This is a genomic window from Rhizobium sp. Rhizsp82, assembly GCF_047325115.1.
Taxonomy (GTDB): domain Bacteria; phylum Pseudomonadota; class Alphaproteobacteria; order Rhizobiales; family Rhizobiaceae; genus Rhizobium.
Window position 1 is genome coordinate 258,594 of the sequence record NZ_CP168571.1, and the last position, 21,239, is coordinate 279,832.

A 21,239-nucleotide genomic window follows, 5' to 3' on the forward strand; every position below is an offset into this window, starting at 1 on the left:
CTCAGCGGCCCGTGCTGCGATGGCGGTCGCGGGCCGAAGGCTTGGCCGTTGGTGACTTCAGGCGAAAGCGAACCAGAACCTCGGCGCCATCGAGCGAGGCGCGGGTGCGCTCCAGTTCGTCGCGTTCGCGGACGGCCTGTATCCAGTGTTCCGCATCATGTCCGCTCAGGTGGCCGGAAAGTTCCCAAAGCGCATAGGCGCGCTTGGCGATCCACTCGTCTCTGGCATCGGCCATCACGTTCTCCAGCAATGATTTAATGAATGGATGTCGCTTCCGAAAATTCGGTCTCGCCGAGCATTTCCAGCAGATGGCAGCGGGCGCGATTGACCCGGCTCTTGATCGTGCCGATTTCACAATTGCAGATGACCGCCGCCTCTTCATAACTAGCGCCCGAAACGACGAGGAGAAGGGCGACGCGATGCGTGTTGCGAAGTTTGGCGATCGCCGCCTGGACATCGAGCGCCCGCATCGCCCAGTCCTGCGTCGATTTCACCGGCAGCTGGTAATCGCTGAGATCGTCGACGGAGCCGACCGGCTCGCGCCGGCGACGCCGGTAGGCGCTGCAATAGGTGTTGCGCATGATGGTGAAAAGCCAGGATTTCAGGCTGGTACCGTCGTGAAACTGGTCCATATGCCCGAGCGCCCGCGACAGCGTCTCCTGCACAAGATCGTCGGCATCGTTCTCTCCGCGCTCGAAGCGCCGGGCGAAAGATTTGAGGGCGGGAAGAAGAGAGACGATTTCGGCCTGGTGGCCGGACAAGGCAACTGCAGTCTGGGTCATGGCGGTTTCCTTCTGGTGGAAGGGTAATGCCGCTTGATGGGCTGCGTTCCGGGGGGTGTGCCGTTGGGTACGAAAGCGTACTGCGATTTATCGGCCGGCGGCCGGAAATGACGGCCGAAGGCCGGAAAACAAGAAAGGCGCGGCTTGTGGCCGCGCCTTTCCGTTGTCCCTAGGGGACGTTCTTATGCTTCGCCGTAGGCGGCGATTGCCGCTGCGACTGCGCCGATCTGCGTGTCGTTCATCGCCTGGATCTGGTCCGAGGTGAAGGCCTTCAGCGGATCCTCGTCGAGGCCAGCGATATCTTCGGCAGCGATGCCGGAGATTGCCTTGACGTTGATGGCTGCGATGTCTTCCTCGGAGAACTCCTTGAGGTCTTCAGGCGACATGGCGGCGATCTGCGTGGCGGTCAGCTTTGCAGTCTGGTCGGAGGTCAAGCCGCCGATCTGCTCTGCCGACATCCCGGTGATCTGGGAGGCCTTCAGACCGGTGACGGCCGTTACGCTGAGCTTGCCAATCTGGGCAGCAGAGAGACCAGCGATCTGCTCGTCCGTCAGCGCGCCAACCTGGACCGCCGAGAGGGCACCGAGCTGGGCATCGCTGAACTTGCCGAGCTGGCCAGCCGTAAAGCCGGTGATCTGCTTGGCGGAGACCGCACCGATCTGGTCGACCGACAGCTTGCCGATCTGGTCGTCGCTCAGTGCACCGATGGCGGTGTTGCTCAGACCTGCGACTGCAGCCTTGGTGATCGCAGCCACACCATCCTCGGAGAGGCCGGTGATGTTGTCGGCCGTGAGGCCAGCAGTCTGAACTGCGGTCAGGAGACCAGCCTGGGTCGCCGTCAGGCCACCAACCTGCTCGTCGGTCATCGCAGTGATCTGCGTTGCCTTGAGGCCGGTGGTGCCTGCGTTGCTCAGCTGGCCGATCTGGTCAGCGGAGAAGCCAGCGATCTGGTCAGTGGTCAGAGCGCCGACCTGTACTGCAGAGAGGGCACCCATCTGTGCGCTGCTGAACTTGCCGAGCTGGGCAGCCGAGAAGCCAGCCATCTGGGTCGAGAGCAGGCCGGAGATCTGATCCGTGCTCAGCTTGCCGATCTGTTCTTCGGTCAGAACACCGATGGCGTCGTTCTTAAGGCCGTTGATCGCCTTGGCGCTGATGGCGCCAATTTCATCGGCAGAGAACTTCTTGACGTCATCAGCCGACAGGGCGCCGACCTGGGCAGCCGAGAGAGCACCTGCCTGAGCGACGCTGAGCCCTTCGAGCTGCACGTCGGACATGCCGGAGATCTGGGTTGCCTTCAGTCCGCCGACAGCGGCGTTGCTGAGCTTGCCGATCTGGGCGGCCGAGAAGCCGGCGATCTGCGTATCGCTCAGAGCGCCGACCTGAGCGGCCGTCAGGGCGCCGATCTGCTCATCGCTGAACTTGCCGAGCTGACCTGCGGTGAAGCCGGCGACCTGCGTGGTCGTGACTGCACCGATCTGTTCGGCAGAGAGAGCGCCAAGCTGGTCATCGCTGAGGACGGCGATTGCCTCGTTCTTCAGGCCAGGGATGGCCTTGGTACCGATCTTGGCAACTGCGTCTTCAGACAGGCCGGTGATGTTGGTAGCGCTGAAGCCGCCAACCTGGGCTGCCGTCAGGAGGGCCGCCTGGGTGTCGGTGATGCCGCCAACCTGTTCGTCGGTCAGGGCAGTGATCTGCGTTGCCTTGAGACCGGAAACAGCCTTGTCGCTCAGCTTGCCGATCTGGTCGTCCGTGAAGCCACCGATCTGCGTGGTCGTCAGAGCGCCAGCCTGAGCCGCCGTCAGGGCGCCGACCTGTTCATCGCTGAACTTGCCGAGCTGACCTGCGGTGAAGGCAGTGACCTGCGTGGTCGTAACCGCGCCGATCTGTGCAGCCGAGAGCTTCGCAACCTGACCGTCGGTCAGAACGGCGATGGCTTCGTTCTTCATGCCGCTGATCGACTTGGTGCTGATCTTCGCAACAGCATCCTCAGACAGCTTGGTGACATTCGCAGCGGTGAAGCCGCCGACCTGAGCCGCGGTCATGAGACCGGCCTGAGTGTCGGAGATGCCTGCCACCTGGGTATCCGTCATCGCAGCGATCTGCGTTGCCTTCAGACCCGCGACCGCCTTGTCGCTGAGCTTGCCGATCTGAGCGGCAGAGAGACCTGCGATCTGATCGTTGGTCAGCGAGCCGACCTGAGCTGACGTCAGGGCGCCCATCTGTTCATCGCTGAACTTGCCGAGCTGATCAGCCGTGAAGGCGGTGATCTGCTTGGTGCTGAGTACGCCGACCTGTGCAGCGGACAGTGCGCCGAGCTGATCATCGCTGAGAACAGCAATCGCTGCGTTTGCGAGGCTGGTGATTGACTTCGTGCTGAGCTTGGCGACACCGGTCTCGGAGAGGCCGGTGATGTTGTCAGCGGTGAAGCCGGCAACCTGTGCTGCGGACAGCAGGCCAGCCTGGGTGTCGGTGATACCGCCAACCTGTTCGTCGGTCATGGCAGTGATCTGCGTTGCCTTCAGGCCAACGACGGCCTTGTCGCTGAGCTTGCCGATCTGATCTGCCGTCAGGCCGCCGATCTGGTCGTTGGTCAGCGAGCCGACCTGGACTGCCGTCAGAGCGCCCATCTGTTCATCGCTGAACTTGCCGAGCTGCGCTGCGGAGAAGCCGGTGATCTGCTTGGCAGTCATCGCGCCGATCTGGCCAGCGGAGAGCTTGCCAACCTGTGCTTCGGTCAGGACGCCGATCGCATCGTTGCTCAGGCCGCCGATCGCCTTGGTGCTGATCGCACCGATTTCGTCGGCAGAGAACTTCTTGATGTCGTCAGCCGAGAGAGCACCAACCTGGGCAGCCGAGAGAGCGCCGGCCTGAGCAACGCTCAGTCCTTCGAGCTGCACGTCTGTCATCGCGCTGATCTGCGTAGCCTTGAGGCCTGCGACGGCCTTGTCGCTGATCTTGCCGATCTGGGCGGCAGAGAGACCTGCGATCTGATCGTTGGTCAGCGAGCCGACCTGAGCTGACGTCAGGGCGCCCATCTGTTCATCGCTGAACTTGCCGAGCTGATCAGCCGTGAAGGCGGTGATCTGCTTGGTGCTGAGTACGCCGACCTGTGCAGCGGACAGTGCGCCGAGCTGATCATCGCTGAGAACAGCAATCGCTGCGTTTGCGAGGCTGGTGATTGACTTCGTGCTGAGCTTGGCGACACCGGTCTCGGAGAGGCCGGTGATGTTGTCAGCGGTGAAGCCGGCAACCTGTGCTGCGGACAGCAGGCCAGCCTGGGTGTCGGTGATACCGCCAACCTGTTCGTCGGTCATGGCAGTGATCTGCGTTGCCTTCAGGCCAACGACGGCCTTGTCGCTGAGCTTGCCGATCTGATCTGCCGTCAGGCCGCCGATCTGGTCGTTGGTCAGCGAGCCGACCTGGACTGCCGTCAGAGCGCCCATCTGTTCATCGCTGAACTTGCCGAGCTGCGCTGCGGAGAAGCCGGTGATCTGCTTGGCAGTCATCGCGCCGATCTGGCCAGCGGAGAGCTTGCCAACCTGTGCTTCGGTCAGGACGCCGATCGCATCGTTGCTCAGGCCGCCGATCGCCTTGGTGCTGATCGCACCGATTTCGTCGGCAGAGAACTTCTTGATGTCGTCAGCCGAGAGAGCACCAACCTGGGCAGCCGAGAGAGCGCCGGCCTGAGCAACGCTCAGTCCTTCGAGCTGCACGTCTGTCATCGCGCTGATCTGCGTAGCCTTGAGGCCTGCGACGGCCTTGTCGCTGATCTTGCCGATCTGGGCGGCAGAGAGACCGGTGATCTGGTCGTTGGTCAGCGAGCCGACCTGAGCTGCAGTGAGAGCGCCGATCTGTTCATCGCTGAACTTGCCGAGCTGAGCGGCGGTGAAGCCGGTGATCTGCTTGGTGCTGAGCACGCCGACCTGAGCAGCGGAGAGAGCGCCAACCTGATCGTCGCTGAGGACAGCGATTGCTTCGTTCTTCAGGCCAGCGATTGCCTTGGTGCTGAGCTTGGCGACACCGGTTTCGGAGAGGCCGGTGATGTTGGTTGCGCTAAAGCCGCCAACCTGGGCTGCCGTGAGCAGGCCAGCCTGGGTGTCGGTCATGCCGCCAACCTGTTCGTCGGTCATGGCAGCGATCTGCGTGGCCTTCAGGCCGACGACAGCCTTGTCGCTCAGCTTGCCGATCTGGTCGGCAGAGAGGCCGCTGATCTGGTCATTGGTCAGCGAGCTGACCTGAACCGCCGTCAGGGCGCCCATCTGCTCATCGCTGAACTTGCCGATCTGCGCCGACGTGAAGCCGGTGATCTGCTTGGCGGTCATCGCGCCGATCTGGCCGGCGGAGAGTGCACCAACCTGGTCTTCGGTGAGGACGGCGATTGCTTCATTCTTCAGGCTGACGATTGCCTTGGTGCCGAGCTTGGCAACAGCATCTTCGGAGAGGCCCGTGATGTTGGTGGCGGTGAAGCCGGCGACCTGCGCAGCACTCAGAACGCCTGCCTGGTCGGCGGTAAAGCCTTCAACCTGAGACGACGTCATGGCGGTGATCTGGGTTGCCTTGAGACCGGCAACAGCCTTGAGGCTGAGCTGGCCGACCTGGTCACCGCTGAAGCCACCAACCTGGGTGGTGCTGAGAGCGCCGACCTGTACGGCCGACAGGGCGCCCATCTGTGCTTCGCTGAACTTGCCGAGCTGGGCCGAGGTCAGCGCAGTCATCTGCTTCGTGGTCAGCGCCGCGATCTGGTCGGTGCTGAGCTTGGCGATCTGGTCGTCGGTCAGGCCGGCGACGGCGTCGTTGCTCAGGCCTGCGATTGCCTTGGCGCTGATGGCGCCAACTTCATCAGCCGAGAACTTGGCGATGTCGTCTGCGCCGAGCGAACCGATCTGCGCGGCGCTCAGGCCCTTGATCTGGTCGGAGGTCAGGTTTTCGACCTGATCGGCGGAAAGCGCGGCCATCTGGGTGGTGCTGAAGGCAGCGACCTGGGCGTTGCTCAGGTCCTTGAACTTGGTGGCATCGATTGCACCGATCTGGGCGGCGCTGAGGCCGCCGATCGCGGCTGTGGAGATCGCGCCGAGCTGGTCGGAACCGAGAGCGCCCACATCTTCGGCTTCGAAGGCAGCAACCTGCGTCTTGTTGAGAAGCTTCAGCTGGTCGACGGAGAATTCTGCAACGTCGTCCTTGGTAAAGGCTTTGATGGTTGTAGCGGAAAGAGCTTTGATTTGATTTGCAGAGAGAGAAGTAACGATCGAGGTCATGAAAGGTGCCCTTGCACTGGCGTTAGCGGTGACAGTGTCATTCGTCCGCGCGTCGTTCCCAAGAAGTTGGCAGATCCCCAACTGCAGACACGGGGGCTCGTGCCGTGCACAACTGCAAGGCCGATCGGCTTAGACGAAATGTTTCGGAAGACATCGCTCGAGAGAGCAGTCGCTTAGGACAAGCATCATGCGTACGGCGCCTCGCATTTGAGACGCCGGTTCCTAAACCGAAGACGCCCGGCAGGAAGCCGCACATCTCTAGCCTTGGTTTCTGAGACCCCCACGGCCAAAAATAGAAATATGTTGGAAGCCCTAATTATGGGTTAATTTTCGCGTAATGCTGGCACGTGCCGGGGCACCAAAAGTCTAACTTCTTGGATTACCCCAAAAAAGGGCAGTATAAATTCTTGTGTTATTTTTATAACACTGCGAAGGATATGCATATCAATATCTATTGAATTATGAGCTACTGATTCAGCCGCGACAATGCCACTCCGAGCAACCTGCGGTACTCCTCTTCCGCCGCGCCATAGGAGCCGTTCGCCTCTTCCATCAGGCCCCGGCGGCTGAGGATAGTGATCTGGCCGCGATTGGCGCGAACAAGGCCTTTTCCCTCGAGAATATGGAGTGCGACAGTGATGCCGGGGCGGCGGACACCCAGCATGACGGCGAGGAATTCGTGGGTCAGCGAGATGGTATTGCCGTCCATGCGGTCATGGACCATCAACAGCCAGCGCGCGAGTCGCTCTTCGAGTTTCGCATGACCGTTTGCCAGCACGGTCGACGACATTTGCGCCAGAAAGGCCTGAACATAGGCAAGCAGCTTGGCGCGCAATGTGGCGCTCGTGTCGATTGCCGTTTGCAGCGCCGCAGAGGTGATTCGGTAGCCCGTACCGGAGACCTGCATGAACGTCATGTTCGGGGATTGCTCGCCGCCGAGGACGATCGCGGCCCCGGTCATTCCTTCGCGTCCGGCAATGCCGACCTCGATGTCCCGCCCGCCCGAGAGGCGGGCGACGATCGAGGCGAGACCTGATTCCAGGAAGATGACGAAATCGACGGGCACATGCGCCTTTTCGATCTGGTAGGGGATATCGAGCGTCACGAATTCGAGATGCGGGGAAAGAAGAGCCAGATCGCTGGCATCGAGGCTTTTCAGCAGTTCATTGCGGTAGTGGCGCTCTTCAGTTGGCATTCTCGTCCCCACGGCCGGCGGGGTAAAGCCGACTCGATTGAAAAGGAACCTACCGCCTTGAAATTGCAGTACAACCGACTGTCTCTTACCGTACAAAGATGAGCGATCGCCGGAATGGAACAACATCACCGGTTTTGAAGTTCGACACCCAAAGAACGGAGTGTCCGGCGTGGCGGCGAGAACGTTCCATCGATATGCGCGATCACAGGATGTGCCCAACACAGCCGTGCGCCTGATCCTGAGGGTCATCGAGGATAGTGTCGTTGCCGATGTCGAATGGCCGGCAAATGCCGAGACGGATGCGGGAAACTATCTCTACCCGACCTATGTGCCGCTGGCGATCGAGCGGGCCGAGGATGTCCGTGTGCACTACGGATTCATCGAGGTCGCGGTCGTGACCGGCAATCCGGATCTCTGGAACGAAGCTTGGGGCAGCCTGGTCTGATCAACGGATTTTCCAGCCTAGCACGCGCTCATATTCGGCTTCCGTGCGGCCATAGCTGCCATTGGCCTGCTGCTTCAGGCCCTCGCGGTCGATGATGGTGATCTCGGAGCGGTGCGAGCGGATCAGCCCCTTTCCCTCAAGCATATGCAGCGCGACGGTGACACCGGGGCGGCGCACGCCGAGCATGATCGACAGGAACTCATGGGTCAGCGCCAGTTTCTGTCCTTCGATGCGATCATGTACCATCAGCAGCCAGCGGGCCAGCCGGTTTTCCAGCACGGTATGGCCGTTGGTCCAGGCGGTCGAGGCGACCTGCAGGTTCAGCGCCCGGGTGAAACGGCCGAAATGGCGGCGCATCTGCGGCCGGGCGTCCATCAGTTCCATGAGTTCCCCGGACCGTATGCGATAGGCCTCGCCGGGTATCTGGATATAGGTTTTGAACGGCCCCTGATCGTCCCAGAGCACAACCGATGAGCCGACGAAGCCTTCCCAGCCGATGACGCCGACTTCGATATCGCGGCCGCGCGACATCGAGGCGATGGTCGAGGCGAGGCCGCTTTCCATGAAATAGGCAAATTCCAGCGGCTGGTTGGGCTTCTCCACCTCTTCGCCGAGCGGCAGTAAGACGCGCTCCAGCAGCGGCTCCAGCTTGGCGAAATCGGCGGCTGGCAGCGTCGAAATCATGAAATTCCGGAAGATCGCTTGCCGGGTATTCACAGTTCAAAGCTCCAGAAGTGCGTAGGCCTTGCCCGTCGGTTTCTCGATATGGGCGGCAACGTTGAAAACAGGGGCGCCGCCCGGTGTGCGGCCCTCATAGGTGCCGCGATGGGCATGGCCGTGGACGACGGCATCGACCTTGAAACGGTCGATGGTCTCGGCTAGGCGCGAGGAGCCGAGGAACGGATAGATTTCCAGCGGCTCTCCGGCCACCGTCTCGGCGATCGGCGCATAATGCAGGATCACCATGGATTTTTCGGCGCGCACCTGGCGCATGGCGTTTTCCAGCCGCATCGATTCCTCGACGCTTTCGGCCACCATCGCCTTGATAGCACTTTCGCCGAAGGAGCCCAGCATGTGGCGGCCGAAGCCGCCGGCGAAGCCCTTGACGCCGACGAAGCCAACGCCTGAAATCTCGGCCGCCTGGCCGTTGAGAAGCTTGACGCCGGCATCCGTCAGGATCTGAGTCACGTCATCGACCGAACCGCTTTCATGGTCGTGATTGCCAAGCACGGCGACAACGGGAACGGTGCAGCTGCGCAGGTCGGCAGCGAGCAGTTCCGCTTCCTTCGGCTTGCCGAGATCGGTCAGGTCGCCGGCCATGACGAGAATATCGGCGACGCTCGATATCTCGCCGAACAGCTCCTTGTAGGATTTGCCGCCGTCTTCCTTCACGTGCAGGTCGGCGACGGCGGCGACGCGGACCTTTCTATTCTTCTCAGCCATCTCGATCTTCCCATTCGCCACGGGGCTGGCCCTCTCCGCCGACATCGGCAAAGCCCCATTCCTTGACGTCTATTTCGAAATCGACGCGCGAATACATGCGGCCGCGGCAGATGCGCATCTGCGGCAGGGGCAATTCGCGCTGGGCAGCCAGGCGCTCCAGGAGTTCGTCGAGCAGCCATTGCGGAACCTTGTCGCGCTCGGTCGGGTAGATCCAGCGGAAGTTCAAAATGGCGATCAACAGCACTTCCCAGTGCACTTCCATGTATCCGAGCAGCTTCCGCCAATCGATCTTGTCGTGGGCGCGCAGGATGACATGGGCGATGTCGGCGCCGTCATAGCGGTGGCGCAGCTGCACGAAGAATTTCGACCATAGAAGCTCGGTCGGACTGATGATCCAGACAGGAGAGCCGCACATCTCCACCTGCCGGGCATCCTGAAACCAGTCGTCGCCGACCGGCATGGTGCCGTTGGTCGAGGCGAAGATCACGTCGAAGAAATGCTTGCCCTTGAAAACCTTGCCGAGCCAGCGCTCGTCTTCGACCTCGACGACATAGCCCTTCTCCTTGAAATGCCCAAGGATACGGCCGTAGTCGCCTGCCTTGCAGAAGATGTCGAAATCCTTCGTCTGCCGGGTAATGCCGGTATAGGCGCAGACCGCATAGGTGCCGGCGACCAGGAACGGGATCTTGCAATCGACGAGTTCGCGCACGGCATCGGCGACAAAGGGTTCGGCGTCCGGATCGATCAGCTGCGGAACGGCCCGCGCCTTCATCAGCGCCGGGTTCGCCTTGCCTTTCTTTGTCGCTGTCGCCGTGGTGTTCATCACCCGTCCTTTGCGTCACAAACCGGCATGTTCGGCCGAACTGAAGGCCCGTCTCAGAGCAGGACCTGTTCAAGCCGGATCGGAGGACGGCGCTTGGCGGCCATCAGCAGATCGAGTTCGATCGAGGACGGGCCGAAGCGCGAGAAGAGGTCTTCTGCCTGGTCATCTTCCAGGCCATATTTTTCCGCAAACTCGCTCAGACTGTAGGGACGGCCACGCAGGGTGCGGCCGCGGCGTTCGGTTTCACGGATCTGTGTCATGAGATAATTCTCCCCAGGCTCGTTGAGGAGAAGGAACCGGCGAGGCGGACAAAAGTTCCCTGTGGATGACGCGTCGAGTTGTGCCGGGGTGAGGCTGCACGTGCAGGAAGCGTTAACGCGCAGCCCCGATAATCGCGCAGATTTAGGCGCTTGGAGACAAGACGTGAAGCGCAGTGATATCAGGCAGTTCTACATGCGGCATCGGGTTTCGATACACGATCTTCTCATTCTCATAGCGGCGATGCTCGTCGTCGCCTATGTCGCCTTCGAGGTCGATATTTTCGTCACCGAAGGCGCGGTCAGCGCGGCCGAGGAGACGATCGAGCTCGATGAGGCGCTGATGCTGGGCGGGCTGCTCGCCGTCGGCATGCTGGTCTTTGCCGTGCGCCGCTATATCGACCAGAAGCGTGAGACGACGCGCCGCATCGTGGCCGAGCGCAAGGCACGCGAACTGGCCTTTCAGGATCCGTTGACGGGTCTCGCCAACCGGCGCCAGTTCGACGACGCGCTGCGCGTCGCGGCTTCCTCGCCGCCGGCGGCCGGCCAGCAGCACGGCATTTTCCTGCTCGATCTCAACGGCTTCAAGAAGATCAATGACAGCTACGGCCACGGCGCCGGTGACGAGGTGCTGCTGATCGTCGCCCAGCGCCTTCTTTCTGCAGTGCGGCCCGGCGATCTCGTCGCCCGTCTCGGCGGCGACGAATTCGTCATTCTGGCGCCGCATCTCTTGGGCGCCGAAGCCGCGACGACGCTCGCGATGCGCATCGTCCAGGCCTTTGCCGATCCGATCGCCACCGGCTCGATCATCCACCAGATCGGCACCGGAATCGGCATCTCGCTCTATCCGCGGGATGGCGAACAGCCGAGCGAACTGGTGCGAAAGGCGGATGTCGCGCTCTACCGCGCCAAGGGCGAGCAGCGCTCGGCGATCCGCTTCTTCGAAGAGGAAATGGATCTGCTCCTGAAGGAGAGGGGCCGCATGGAAGTGGCGCTACGCAAGGCGATGGCGGACGGCGCCATCGAACCGCGCTTCCGGCCCTCCTTCGATCTTAATACCGGCGAAGTAACTGCTTTCGAGGCTGTGCCTTATTGGGAAATGGAAGAGACGGAAGTGCCCGTCGAGCGCTTCCTGGCAATCGCCGAAGAGACCGGCATGATCCATGCGCTGTTCGAAAGCGTGCTCAAACGCGCTTGCGCCGGAGCACGCAACTGGCCGCCCGAAACGAGGCTGTCGATCGATATCTTCCCCGGTCAGCTGCGGGATGCCAATCTCGGCCAGACCATCCTGTCGATCCTGAAGACCTGCAATTTCGATCCGCACCGGCTGGAAGTGGAAATCGCCGAGGCAACGCTGGTGCGCGATTTCGAGACCGCCAAGCAGGCGCTGGCGCCACTGCGCGAAACCGGCGTGACGATGACGCTCGACCATTTCGGCACCGGCTATTCCAATCTCTATCACATCCAGGAATTCAAGCTCGACAAGGTGAAGATCGACCGGCGCTTCACGGAAAATCTGAACGACGACCGCTCGGCGCGGATGATGCGGGCGCTTGCCGGTCTCGGCCATGGATTGGGGCTGACGGTGACCGCCGATGGCATCGAGGGTGACGCCTCGCCGCTGATCTCCTCGGGCATCGAGCATGGTCAGGCGGTGACCGCTCTGGTGACCGTCGACGAGGCGGCAATGCTCTTCCGCAAGGCCAGCGTGTAGCGGTTCGGAGGCGTCCCGGTACCGCCTTCCTCCCGGAAATGTCAGAAGAGAACTGAAAAATATCCGCAATTCCGCGGATCGTTTGCTTTCATTGTCAGCGCTTTGCCCTTATCTTGGGGCCATCCTTGTCGATGTTATAGGCTTCTTTTGTTAGTCGAAATCATTATCGTGGTATTGCTCACCGTTCTGAACGGTGTGCTCGCCATGTCCGAACTTGCTGTCGTTTCTTCCCGTCCCGCCCGTCTTAAAGTTCTCGCCGATCACGGAAGCCGGGGCGCCACTCAAGCCATCAGACTTGCTGAAAATCCCGGACGCTTTCTGTCCACCGTGCAGATTGGCATCACGCTGGTCGGCGTTCTCTCGGGTGCCTTTTCGGGCGCCACCCTCGGCGGCCGCCTGACACAGTGGCTCTCCGAGCAGGGCGTTGGCCCCGCACTCTCTGATGCGCTCGGCGTCGGTACCGTCGTCGTCGCTATCACCTATCTGTCGCTGATCGTCGGCGAACTCGTGCCGAAGCAGATCGCGCTGCGGGAGCCGGAAGCGGTTGCCGCCAAGGTGGCGCCGGCCATGGTCGTGCTGTCGAAATTCGCGCTGCCGCTCGTCTGGCTGCTCGATGCATCGGGCAAGCTGGTGCTGAGGCTGCTTGGCCAGTCCGGCAAGGTCAGCGATGGCGTGACCGACGAAGAGATCAAGACCGTTCTTGCCGAGGCGCAGAGCGCCGGCGTTATCGAGAGCGAAGAATCGGCAATGATTTCAGGCGTCATGCGCCTGGCTGACCGCACGGCGCGCGCGCTGATGACGCCGCGCCGTGATGTCGAGGTCGTCGATATCGACGACACTCCGGAAGAAATCCGCAAGCAGCTGCAAGAGACGCGCCGTTCGCGCGTTCCGGTGCGCCGCGGCAGTTCCGACGAAGTCTTCGGCGTGCTCTTCGTCAAGGATTACTATGACGCGATGAACAGCAACGGCCATGCCGATATCCAGGCGCTGGCCCACGAAGTCCCGGTCATCTCGGACCTGTCGACCGCCACCCACGCGATCCAGGCGATCCGCAAGTCGCCGGTGCATATGGTGCTCGTCTATGACGAATACGGCCATTTCGAAGGCATCATCTCGTCCGGCGACATCATGGAAGCGATCATGGGCGCGTTGCTCGAAGGTCCGTCCGAAGAGCAGGCGATCGTTCGCCGCACGGATGGTTCCTATCTCGTTTCCGGCTGGACGCCGATCGACGAATTCGCCGAGTTCATGAGCTTCAAGCTTGATGACGACATCGAGTTCCAGACGGTTGCGGGCCTGATCCTCGAGGAACTGAAGCACCTGCCGGAACTCGGCGAGAGCTTCGTCAAGAACGGCTGGCGCTTCGAGGTCATCGATCTCGACGGCCGCCGCGTCGACAAGATCCTCGTTTCCGCAGAGGTCGAGGAAAGCGAAGCGCGGTCGGCCTGACGCCGGCCGCCTGTGGAAATCTTACCCGGCTTACTGCGCTGCTTCACGTCCGCCTAAAACGCGGCTAGGTTTCTGCAACCCTGAATGCAGGAACCTCGATGCAAGACTTGCGACGTTTCTTAGCCAAGCCTGCAGCGGTGGCGATCGTGCTCTTTGCGCGCGCCATCACCGCGGTGCGTGCCATCTGGTCGGCGGAGGGGCTGCCGCCCCGCCGCTGCGTCTATTTTGCCAATCATTCCAGCCATGGCGATTTCATCCTGGTCTGGGCGGTGCTGCCGCCCCGGATGCGGCGGCGCGCCCGGCCGGTCGCCGGCGCCGAATACTGGCTGAAGTCATCGCTCAGTACCTTCATTGGCCGCGATGTCTTCAACTCGGTGTTGATCCAGCGTGACAGGGAGCACCGGACCGAGGACCCGATCGAGCAGATGGCGGCGGCGATCGACAGCGGTTCGTCGCTGATCGTCTTCCCCGAAGGCACGAGAAACCAGACCGAGGAGCCGCTGCTGCCCTTCAAGAGCGGCATCTTCCATCTCGCCGAGGCGCGGCCGGAGCTCGATTTCGTGCCCGTCTGGATCAACAATCTCAACCGCGTCATGCCGAAGGGAGAGATCGTGCCGATCCCGCTGATCTGCACCGTCACCTTCGGCAGTCCGATGCGGCTTGAGGCGGGCGAGGCCAAGGAGGCATTTATCGAACGGACGCGCGGGGCATTGCTGGCGCTGTCTCCCAAGCATGCAGGGGCTGCGGAATGAACGAGGCTCAATCCGATCTCATCACCCTGGTTCTCGGCATCTTTGGCATCCTGATCGTCGCTTCGGCGGTCGGCTATGTGCTGCAGAAGAAATTCTCGCCCGACGGCGCAAACAGCGCCATCGAAAACCTGAATGCCCGCATCAAGGCCTGGTGGATCATGGTGATCTTCATCGGCATCGCCTTCCTGGCGGGCCGGGCGGGCGTCATCATCCTTTTCGCCTTCTGCTCGTTTGCGGCGCTGCGCGAATTCATCACGCTCACCAATACCAAGCGGGCCGATCACTGGGCGCTGGCCTCGGCCTTCTTCGTCGTCCTGCCGATCCAGTATTATCTACTCTGGGCGGAGGAATACGGCATCTATTCCATCTTCGTGCCCGTCTATGCCTTCCTGCTGATGCCGATCGTCTCGGTGCTGCGCGGCGATACCGAGCGCTTCCTGATCCGCATTGCCGAAGTGCAATGGGCGCTGATGATCTGCGTCTTCTGCGCCTCGCATGTACCGGCACTGTTGACCTTGACCATCCCAGGCTACGAGGGCCGCAACGTTCTCCTCATCGCCTTCCTGGTCATCGTCGTGCAGCTTTCCGACGTGCTGCAATATGTCTGGGGCAAGCTCTTCGGGCGCACCAAGATCGCTCCGAAACTCTCGCCGTCGAAGACGGTCGAGGGCTTCGTCGGCGGCATTGCCAGCGCCACGCTGATCGGTGCGGCACTCTGGTGGATTACCCCGTTTACGCCGTTTCAGGCCGGCCTTCTGGCGCTGATCATCACGCTGATGGGCTTCTTCGGCGGCCTCGTCATGTCGGCCATCAAGCGTGACCGCGGCGTCAAGGACTGGGGCCATATCATCGAGGGCCATGGCGGGCTGATCGACCGGCTGGATTCGGTGGTCTTCTCGGCGCCGATCTTCTTCCACCTCGTCCGCTACTGGTGGTCGCTGACATGAGCGGCCTCGTCGCGCGGCTTGGCCGAAGCAGCGCTGTTCATGTCGCCTTTGCCTTCGTGGCGATGGGGAGCTGGGCGCTGTTTGCCAACCGCGCCTATCCCCTGCCGCGCATGTTCTTGGCAGGTCTGGTGCAGGGCGCGCTGTCGGGTTGCCTGACGCTGTTTCTGAAGCGGGTGGTCGAGAGGCTGTCGGCAATATTTTCCGGCCCGCTTCGCCTCGTCGCGCCGCCGGTGATCGCCTTGTTGGGTTCGGGGACGCTGCTCGTCACTTTCCACATGCTGAGCGGCACGCCTGAAATCCTGAAGACCATTGCCGTGCCGCTTCTCGTTTCGACGAGCTATGCTGCGCTCTATAATTATTCGATATCGAAAGGGAGGAGCTGACGTGACCGAGACCGGAGACCGCCGTCCGCTGACGAGCCGCAACAGCTGGTGGGCGCAGTCGACCGCGCGCTGGCTCGCCGGAAAATCGGTTACCCCGAACCAGATCTCGCAGGCGAGCATCCTTGCCGCGGCGGTCGCCGGTCTGTTCTTCTACCTCGCGGGACAGGGGCTGGGCTCCGCCCGGATCGTCTTCCTGCTTCTCGCAGCGCTCTCTTGCCAGCTCCGTCTGCTCTGCAACCTGTTCGACGGCATGGTCGCCGTCGAGGGCGGCAAGGCGGCGGCCGACGGGCCATTCTGGAACGAGTTTCCGGACCGCGCCGCCGATATCCTTGTTTTCGCCGGCATCGGTCTTGGCATCGGCTATCCCGGCCTCGGCTGGGCGGCGGCGGCCTTCGCGGTGCTGACCGCCTATGTCCGCGAACTCGGCCGCGCCTCCGGTCAGGGCGCCGATTTCTCCGGCCCGATGGCCAAGCAGCACCGCATGGCAACGGTCACCGCCTCCGCCGTGCTGTCGATCTTCGAACCGTTCGCCGGGCTTCACAACGATATCCTCCGCGCCGCCCTCTGGATCGTCGCCATCGGTGCGGCATTCACTGCGCTCAGACGCAGCCGTAATCTGATCCGCTCGATGAAGGGCCGGGTCTGAGGGCTAGTGGCCGCTCATCAGCGCGAGCACGGCGGCCCTATCGGGTGCACCGAGACGTCCGCCGAAGACGGTGCATTTCAACGCTGCCGCGGCCGATGCCATGCGGATCGCCTCCTGCGCTGCTAATCCTTCGGCAGTCAGCAGCGCGTAAGCGCCGTGGAAGATATCGCCCGCCGCGAGCGTATCGACGGCTTTGACGGGGAAAGTCGCGACATGCGCGACTGCCCCCGCCGCCTCGTTCCACCAATAGCACCCATGTTCGCCTGCGGTGACCGCGACCAGCGCATGCGGATAGCGTCTCTTGAGGATCGCTGCGGCTTCGGCCGGGTCGGGGCTGTCCGACAGCAGATGCGCGGCGGGCTCGGAGAAGAGCAGGTGGTCGCCCTCGGCTGCCAGCATATCGAGCGCGGCTGCGGGCGCGACGTCGCCGTCGAGGATTGCGGGCATTCCGGCCTGTCTGGCCGCGCGCAATACCTTGACAGCCAGCGCAGGCCAGCGGACGTCCACCATGACGGCATCGAAGCCGGCGAGGTCGCCGGGCGTGACGTCGCGGATCTCGTGGTGAAGGCGCTTGTCGTAAAAGGGTACGATCAGCCGCTCGCCGTCATCGTCGATCAGGATCGTCGACACCGCCGAGCGCGCTCCGGCCGCCTGCAGCACGCCCTCGACATTGATGCCGGCATCCGCAAGCTCCGATGTTATCTGCTGACCGGCGGCATCATCCCCGACGGCAGCCCAGAGGCTTGCCATGCCGCCGAGCCTGACGGCAGCATAAGCGGCGCTCGACGCCATGCCCTCGGCGACCTGCAGCATTTCGTCCGGCAAAACCTTGCAGGGCCGCGCCGGGATCGAGCGCACGCGAAACAACGTGTCGAGCACGGCGGCGCCGACGAAAAGCACATGGCGGGGTTTGGCCGGAGCGCTCATCGCAGCCGTCAGATCCGCTGTCCGCTGGCTTTATCGAAGAGGTGGATATGGGCGGGATCGATCGAAACCGTCAGCTTGTCGCCGTAGCCGATCGTCAGCCGCTCGCGAAACAGGCAGGAGATTTCCTCGCCGCCGCAGTCCAGCTTGGCGAAGATCTCCGACCCCGTGCCTTCGACCAGCCCGACCGTTCCGGCAATGCCACTCGCGGTGCTGCGGATATGTTCCGGGCGCACGCCATAAACCAGAGGTCCCGCCGGAGGCGACAGCTTGAGGTTCTCCGGCAGCGGCAGGACAAGACCCTTGTCCGTGCGGAACACGCCTTCCTCGATACGGCCGTCCAGAAAGTTCATCGACGGCGAGCCGATGAAACCCGCGACGAAGAGGTTGGCGGGGCGGTCGTAAAGCTCCAGCGGTGCGCCGACCTGCTCGATGACGCCGTCATGCAGGACGACGATCTTGTCGGCCATTGTCATGGCCTCGATCTGGTCGTGCGTGACATAGATAGTCGTCGTCTTGATACGCTGATGCAGGGACTTGATCTCGGCGCGCATCTGCACGCGCAGCTTGGCGTCGAGATTGGAAAGCGGTTCATCGAATAGGAAGACCTGCGGATCACGCACCAGGGCCCGGCCCATGGCGACACGCTGGCGCTGGCCGCCGGAGAGCTGCTTAGGATAGCGGTCGAGCAGCTTTTCAAGGCCGAGGATTGCCGCCGCCTTGTTGACGCGCCCAGTGATCTCAGCCGCATCGGCCTTCTTCAGCTTCAGCGCAAAGCCCATGTTGTCGGCAACGCTCATGTGCGGATAGAGCGCGTAGTTCTGGAACACCATGGCGATATCGCGGTCGCGGGCCGGCAGATTGCTGACGTCGCGGGCACCGATGCGGATTTCGCCGTCGCTGGTCTCCTCGAGGCCGGCGATCATCCGGAGCAATGTGGACTTGCCGCAGCCCGACGGCCCCACAAGCACCACGAATTCGCCGTCGGCGATATCGACATTGATGCCATGGATGACGTTGACGGCGCCGAAGCGCTTCTGGACATTCCTGATATTGACGGTTGCCATGTAATCGTTCCCTGTATGCGGCCTGTCAGCCGCCCTTGACTGCACCGGCCGTGAGGCCCGCAACGATCTGTCTCTGCGCGAACATCGTCAGCACCAGCACCGGCAGCGTGACGATCAATGCGGCTGCGGCAAGCGGTCCCCAGCTGACCTGTTCGAAGGACAGCATGTTGTAGACGGCAACCGGCAGCGTGCGGGTCTCGCGGCTTGCCAGCACGATGCCGAAGACGAAGTTGTTCCAGGAGAAGATCACCGAGAGAATGAAGGCGACGACGATGCCGGGCTTGGCGATCGGCAGCGCCACCAGCCGGAAGACCTGCCAAGGCGTGGCGCCATCGATGCTGGCGGCTTCCTCAAGCTCCATTGGGGTCGTCTCGAAATAGCCGATCATGATCCACACGACGATCGGGACCGTGACGACGAGATGGATGATGATCTGCGGCCAGAGCGTCCCAAGCAGGTTCAGCCACTGAAACAGCAGGAAAAGCGGGATCAGGAAGGAGAGGCCGGGCGTCATGCGGGCGATCATGATCACCATCGCCGAGCGCTCGGCCTTCAGCCGCGCGATGCCGTAGCCGGCCGGAACGCCGATCAGCAGGGCGAGCAGGGTTGCGCCGCCAGTCACCAGGATCGAGTTCCAGAAATACAGGAAGAAATTGTTCTCCTGAAAGACCTGCAGATAGTTCGACCAGGCGAAGCGTTCCGGAATCAGGATCGGCGGATAGGCGCCGTTGTCGATCTCGTATTTCAGCGACAACGAGATCATCCATAGGAAGAACAGGATGACGGGCGACACCATGACCAGTGCCACGAAGAACAGCCCGATGCGATCGATCGTCTTGCGCTTCATCATCGTGTCTCCACATCGGTCCAGTTGGCGCGCTGGCGAACCATCATCAGCACGAAGGAGAGGGCGACGATGATGACGAAAAAGATGACGGCCATCGCCGATGCATAGCCGATGTCGTAGTAGGAGAAGGCCGTGTTGTAGAGGTAGATATTGATCGTCTCCGACGCCGTGCCGGGACCACCCTGGGTCATCGCATAAATGATGTCGAAGCTCTTTACCGCATCGATCGAGCGGATGATGACGCCGATCATCAGGAAAGGGGCGATCATCGGCAGTGTCAGATAGCGGAATTTCTGCCAGGCATTGGCGCCATCGATTTCCGCGCTCTCGAACGGCTCGCGCGGCACGGCGGCTAGCCCGCCGAGCACGATCAGCATGATCAGCGGCGTCCACTGCCAGGTCTCGACGAGAACGAGCGACGGGATGACGCTGGTTTGGTTGTAGATCCATTCCTGCGGGCCGATGCCAACAAGCGACAGGAGATAGTTGAGCACGCCGAGTTGCGGATGGAACATCATCGTCCAGACCAGCGCGATGGCGACAGGGGTTGCCATCATCGGCATGACGAAGATGCCGCGCAGGAAACCGCGCAGCGGAAACTGCGCGTCAAAGATCAGGGCAGCGAGCGTGCCGAAGAAGAGAGGCGCCACGACTGCAAGCAGCGTATAGAGCGCTGTGTGCCAGAGGGACTCCCAGAAGCGGAAATCGGTAAACAGCCTGACGTAATTGTCCAGACCCGCAAAGACGACGGGCTGGCCAAGCGTCCAGCTGTTCACGCTCATCCAGAGCGTGAAAACCCACGGAAAGACGATGACCGCGGCAATGACGACAAGTGCCGGGATCACGAAGGGCCAGTAATTGGGAGCAAGCCGCAGCTTGCCCCCGTTCTTGGCGGCGCTATCGCTCCGCGCGGTTTCCATGCTCACGGCTGCCATTATCCCTCGCTTCGTGCCAGGACCGGCTCGAACTGCGCGGTTGCGGTCTTCAGTTCGGCGGCCGGATCGGCGCCGCCGATCATGTTGGTGAGGCCGACGCCATAGATGTCGCGGAACTCGGTGACCGGGATGATGACCGGCAGAGCCAGCTGCGAGACCTTTGCCGAAGCGGCAACGGCATCGACCCATGCGCTCGGCATCTTGACGCCTTCGCGGACCTTCGGATCCTCGAGAACGGAATTGCGGAACGGCACGCCGGCACCGGCCTGCAGCAGACGGGCACCCATCTCCTTGGAAATGACCCACTGACAAAACAGGTAGGCGGCTTCCTTGTTCTTGCTGGCAGCGACCACGCCGATGCCGTCACCGGTCGTGGCAGCGGCCTGAGCCTTCGGGCCCTTCGGCATCACGCCATAGCCGACCTTGCCGACAACACGGGACTTTTCCGGGTTCTCGATCGGCGGCGCGAAGCCGACGCCGTCGAGCCACATGCCGATCTTGCCCTGAAGGAAGGCCGACTGCGCCTCCGCCCAGTTGAAGCCGGAAACGCCGACGGGCGCGGCCTTGGTCATCAGTTCCTGATACATCTTTGCTGCAGCGACAGCTTCGTCGGAGGTCGTGCGCAGCTTGCCGTCGGGGCCGAGCGGCGTCCCGCCGTAACCGAGCATTAGCGTCGTCCAGACGGGAACGTTGGCGTTTTTCAGGCCGCGGGCGACGAAGCCGTAGGTATTGGTGCTCTTGTCGGTCAGGGCTTCGGCAGCCTTGACCATTTCCTCGAAGGTCGAGGGGTAGGACAGGCCCTTCTTCTCGAAGAGTTCCTTGTTCCAGTAGACGATCCAGTAGTCGACCGAGAAGGGAAGCGAACGCAGCTTGCCGTCGGAATCCTTGGCGAAGGTCAGGCCGGCTTCAGCGAAATCGCTCTCGACGAGCGACGGGTCGGTGAGCGACGGATCCTTGACGAATTCGCTGATATCGGCGAGCCAGCCGCCCTTTTCGAACTGGCGCTTCTGGACGTGATAGCTGAGATGCACGACATCGAAGCTCGGCTTGCCGGAAGACAGCTCGATCGTCGTCTTCTGGCGCTGCTGCTGTTCCGGCGTTGCCTCGGCATTGACCTTAATGCCGGTCATCTCTTCGAATTCGCTGAGATACTTGAGAATGGTCTCGCTGCGCGGGCTCTTGACGAGATTGACCTCGAGCGTCGTGCCGGCGAAGCGCTTCCAATCGACGGCTGCCGATGCCGGCTTGACGCCGAGCAGACCGGCGGCGCCGATCGCGGCCGATCCCGCGAGGAACCCGCGACGTGTGGGATTGATGAATGAAGATGCCATGCTAGTCTCTCCTCCTCCTCCTTATGCCCTGCGATCTCCTCACC

The 21,239-nt window shown here is 62.1% G+C and carries 20 protein-coding genes; 7 read left to right on the plus strand and 13 right to left on the minus strand.

Features of this window, described 5'->3' with window-relative positions; genetic code table 11:
- Position 1: 1 nt before the first annotated feature.
- The 4 genes from ACEN84_RS25335 to ACEN84_RS25350 form a co-directional block, all read right to left on the minus strand.
- Positions 2 to 235, minus strand: coding sequence for a DUF2934 domain-containing protein (locus ACEN84_RS25335; RefSeq protein WP_413712106.1), 234 nt, complete (start codon positions 233 to 235; stop codon positions 2 to 4).
- 19 nt (positions 236 to 254) lie between these two features.
- Positions 255 to 782 carry a sigma-70 family RNA polymerase sigma factor gene (locus ACEN84_RS25340; RefSeq protein ID WP_112714855.1) on the minus strand — a complete coding sequence of 176 codons (528 nt, stop codon included), beginning with the start codon at positions 780 to 782 and terminating at the stop codon, positions 255 to 257.
- A 182-nt stretch (positions 783 to 964) separates the two neighbouring features.
- Positions 965 to 6,037: a beta strand repeat-containing protein gene (locus ACEN84_RS25345; protein ID WP_413712107.1), complete on the minus strand. Its 5,073-nt coding sequence runs from the start codon at positions 6,035 to 6,037 to the stop codon at positions 965 to 967.
- A gap of 466 nt (positions 6,038 to 6,503) precedes the next feature.
- A complete protein-coding gene (locus tag ACEN84_RS25350; protein ID WP_413712108.1) occupies positions 6,504 to 7,232 on the minus strand; it encodes a Crp/Fnr family transcriptional regulator in 729 nt (242 codons plus the stop codon).
- Positions 7,233 to 7,443: 211 nt separating this feature from the next.
- On the opposite strand from ACEN84_RS25350, the gene ACEN84_RS25355 reads away from it, so the two are divergent.
- Positions 7,444 to 7,677, plus strand: coding sequence for a hypothetical protein (locus ACEN84_RS25355; protein ID WP_413712109.1), 234 nt, complete (start codon positions 7,444 to 7,446; stop codon positions 7,675 to 7,677).
- Here the strand turns inward: ACEN84_RS25355 and ACEN84_RS25360 are convergent, their stop codons facing one another.
- The 4 genes from ACEN84_RS25360 to ACEN84_RS25375 all read right to left on the minus strand — a co-directional run bounded on the left by ACEN84_RS25360 (position 7,678) and on the right by ACEN84_RS25375 (position 10,203).
- Positions 7,678 to 8,394 carry a Crp/Fnr family transcriptional regulator gene (locus ACEN84_RS25360; protein WP_413712110.1) on the minus strand — a complete coding sequence of 239 codons (717 nt, stop codon included), beginning with the start codon at positions 8,392 to 8,394 and terminating at the stop codon, positions 7,678 to 7,680. It abuts the gene before it with no gap.
- A gap of 3 nt (positions 8,395 to 8,397) precedes the next feature.
- On the minus strand, positions 8,398 to 9,120 hold the full coding sequence (locus tag ACEN84_RS25365; RefSeq protein WP_413712111.1) for a metallophosphoesterase family protein: 723 nt from the start codon (positions 9,118 to 9,120) through the stop codon (positions 8,398 to 8,400).
- Complete coding sequence (locus ACEN84_RS25370; protein WP_130280960.1) at positions 9,113 to 9,892, minus strand: nucleotidyltransferase family protein; 780 nt, start codon at positions 9,890 to 9,892, stop codon at positions 9,113 to 9,115. The genes ACEN84_RS25365 and ACEN84_RS25370 overlap by 8 nt, the downstream gene beginning before the upstream one ends.
- A 104-nt stretch (positions 9,893 to 9,996) precedes the next feature.
- A complete protein-coding gene (locus ACEN84_RS25375) occupies positions 9,997 to 10,203 on the minus strand; it encodes a hypothetical protein (RefSeq protein WP_130280599.1) in 207 nt (68 codons plus the stop codon).
- 163 nt (positions 10,204 to 10,366) lie between these two features.
- Here ACEN84_RS25375 and ACEN84_RS25380 point away from each other — a divergent pair, with 163 nt between their 5' ends.
- The 6 genes from ACEN84_RS25380 (at position 10,367) to ACEN84_RS25405 (ending at position 16,091) form a co-directional block, all read left to right on the plus strand.
- A complete protein-coding gene (locus tag ACEN84_RS25380) occupies positions 10,367 to 11,914 on the plus strand; it encodes a putative bifunctional diguanylate cyclase/phosphodiesterase (protein WP_413712112.1) in 1,548 nt (515 codons plus the stop codon).
- A gap of 147 nt (positions 11,915 to 12,061) precedes the next feature.
- Positions 12,062 to 13,363, plus strand: a complete 1,302-nt coding sequence (locus ACEN84_RS25385) for a hemolysin family protein (RefSeq protein ID WP_112714869.1) — start codon at positions 12,062 to 12,064, stop codon at positions 13,361 to 13,363.
- Between the two features lie 98 nt (positions 13,364 to 13,461).
- Complete coding sequence (locus tag ACEN84_RS25390; RefSeq protein ID WP_413712113.1) at positions 13,462 to 14,115, plus strand: lysophospholipid acyltransferase family protein; 654 nt, start codon at positions 13,462 to 13,464, stop codon at positions 14,113 to 14,115.
- Positions 14,112 to 15,062, plus strand: a complete 951-nt coding sequence (locus ACEN84_RS25395) for a phosphatidate cytidylyltransferase (RefSeq protein WP_130280605.1) — start codon at positions 14,112 to 14,114, stop codon at positions 15,060 to 15,062. Before ACEN84_RS25390 ends, ACEN84_RS25395 begins: the two co-directional genes overlap by 4 nt.
- Positions 15,059 to 15,445, plus strand: coding sequence for a hypothetical protein (locus ACEN84_RS25400; protein WP_413712114.1), 387 nt, complete (start codon positions 15,059 to 15,061; stop codon positions 15,443 to 15,445). Before ACEN84_RS25395 ends, ACEN84_RS25400 begins: the two co-directional genes overlap by 4 nt.
- A gap of 1 nt (position 15,446) precedes the next feature.
- Positions 15,447 to 16,091: a CDP-alcohol phosphatidyltransferase family protein gene (locus tag ACEN84_RS25405; RefSeq protein ID WP_413712115.1), complete on the plus strand. Its 645-nt coding sequence runs from the start codon at positions 15,447 to 15,449 to the stop codon at positions 16,089 to 16,091.
- Between the two features lie 3 nt (positions 16,092 to 16,094).
- Here the strand turns inward: ACEN84_RS25405 and ACEN84_RS25410 are convergent, their stop codons facing one another.
- From ACEN84_RS25410 to ACEN84_RS25430, 5 genes are read right to left on the minus strand one after another with little or no spacing between them, the layout of a single operon-like run.
- The gene (locus ACEN84_RS25410) at positions 16,095 to 17,018 is read right to left on the minus strand and encodes a PfkB family carbohydrate kinase (protein WP_413712116.1); all 924 of its coding nucleotides are present in this window, start codon (positions 17,016 to 17,018) and stop codon (positions 16,095 to 16,097) included.
- Between the two features lie 8 nt (positions 17,019 to 17,026).
- Positions 17,027 to 18,082 carry an ABC transporter ATP-binding protein gene (locus tag ACEN84_RS25415; protein WP_413712117.1) on the minus strand — a complete coding sequence of 352 codons (1,056 nt, stop codon included), beginning with the start codon at positions 18,080 to 18,082 and terminating at the stop codon, positions 17,027 to 17,029.
- A 25-nt stretch (positions 18,083 to 18,107) separates the two neighbouring features.
- Positions 18,108 to 18,929 (minus strand): carbohydrate ABC transporter permease, encoded by an 822-nt coding sequence (locus ACEN84_RS25420; RefSeq protein WP_112715124.1) that lies wholly within the window; start codon positions 18,927 to 18,929, stop codon positions 18,108 to 18,110.
- The gene (locus tag ACEN84_RS25425) at positions 18,929 to 19,864 is read right to left on the minus strand and encodes a carbohydrate ABC transporter permease (RefSeq protein ID WP_413712118.1); all 936 of its coding nucleotides are present in this window, start codon (positions 19,862 to 19,864) and stop codon (positions 18,929 to 18,931) included. Before ACEN84_RS25425 ends, ACEN84_RS25420 begins: the two co-directional genes overlap by 1 nt.
- Positions 19,864 to 21,195 (minus strand): ABC transporter substrate-binding protein, encoded by a 1,332-nt coding sequence (locus tag ACEN84_RS25430; RefSeq protein ID WP_413712119.1) that lies wholly within the window; start codon positions 21,193 to 21,195, stop codon positions 19,864 to 19,866. Before ACEN84_RS25430 ends, ACEN84_RS25425 begins: the two co-directional genes overlap by 1 nt.
- Positions 21,196 to 21,239 lie beyond the last annotated feature (44 nt).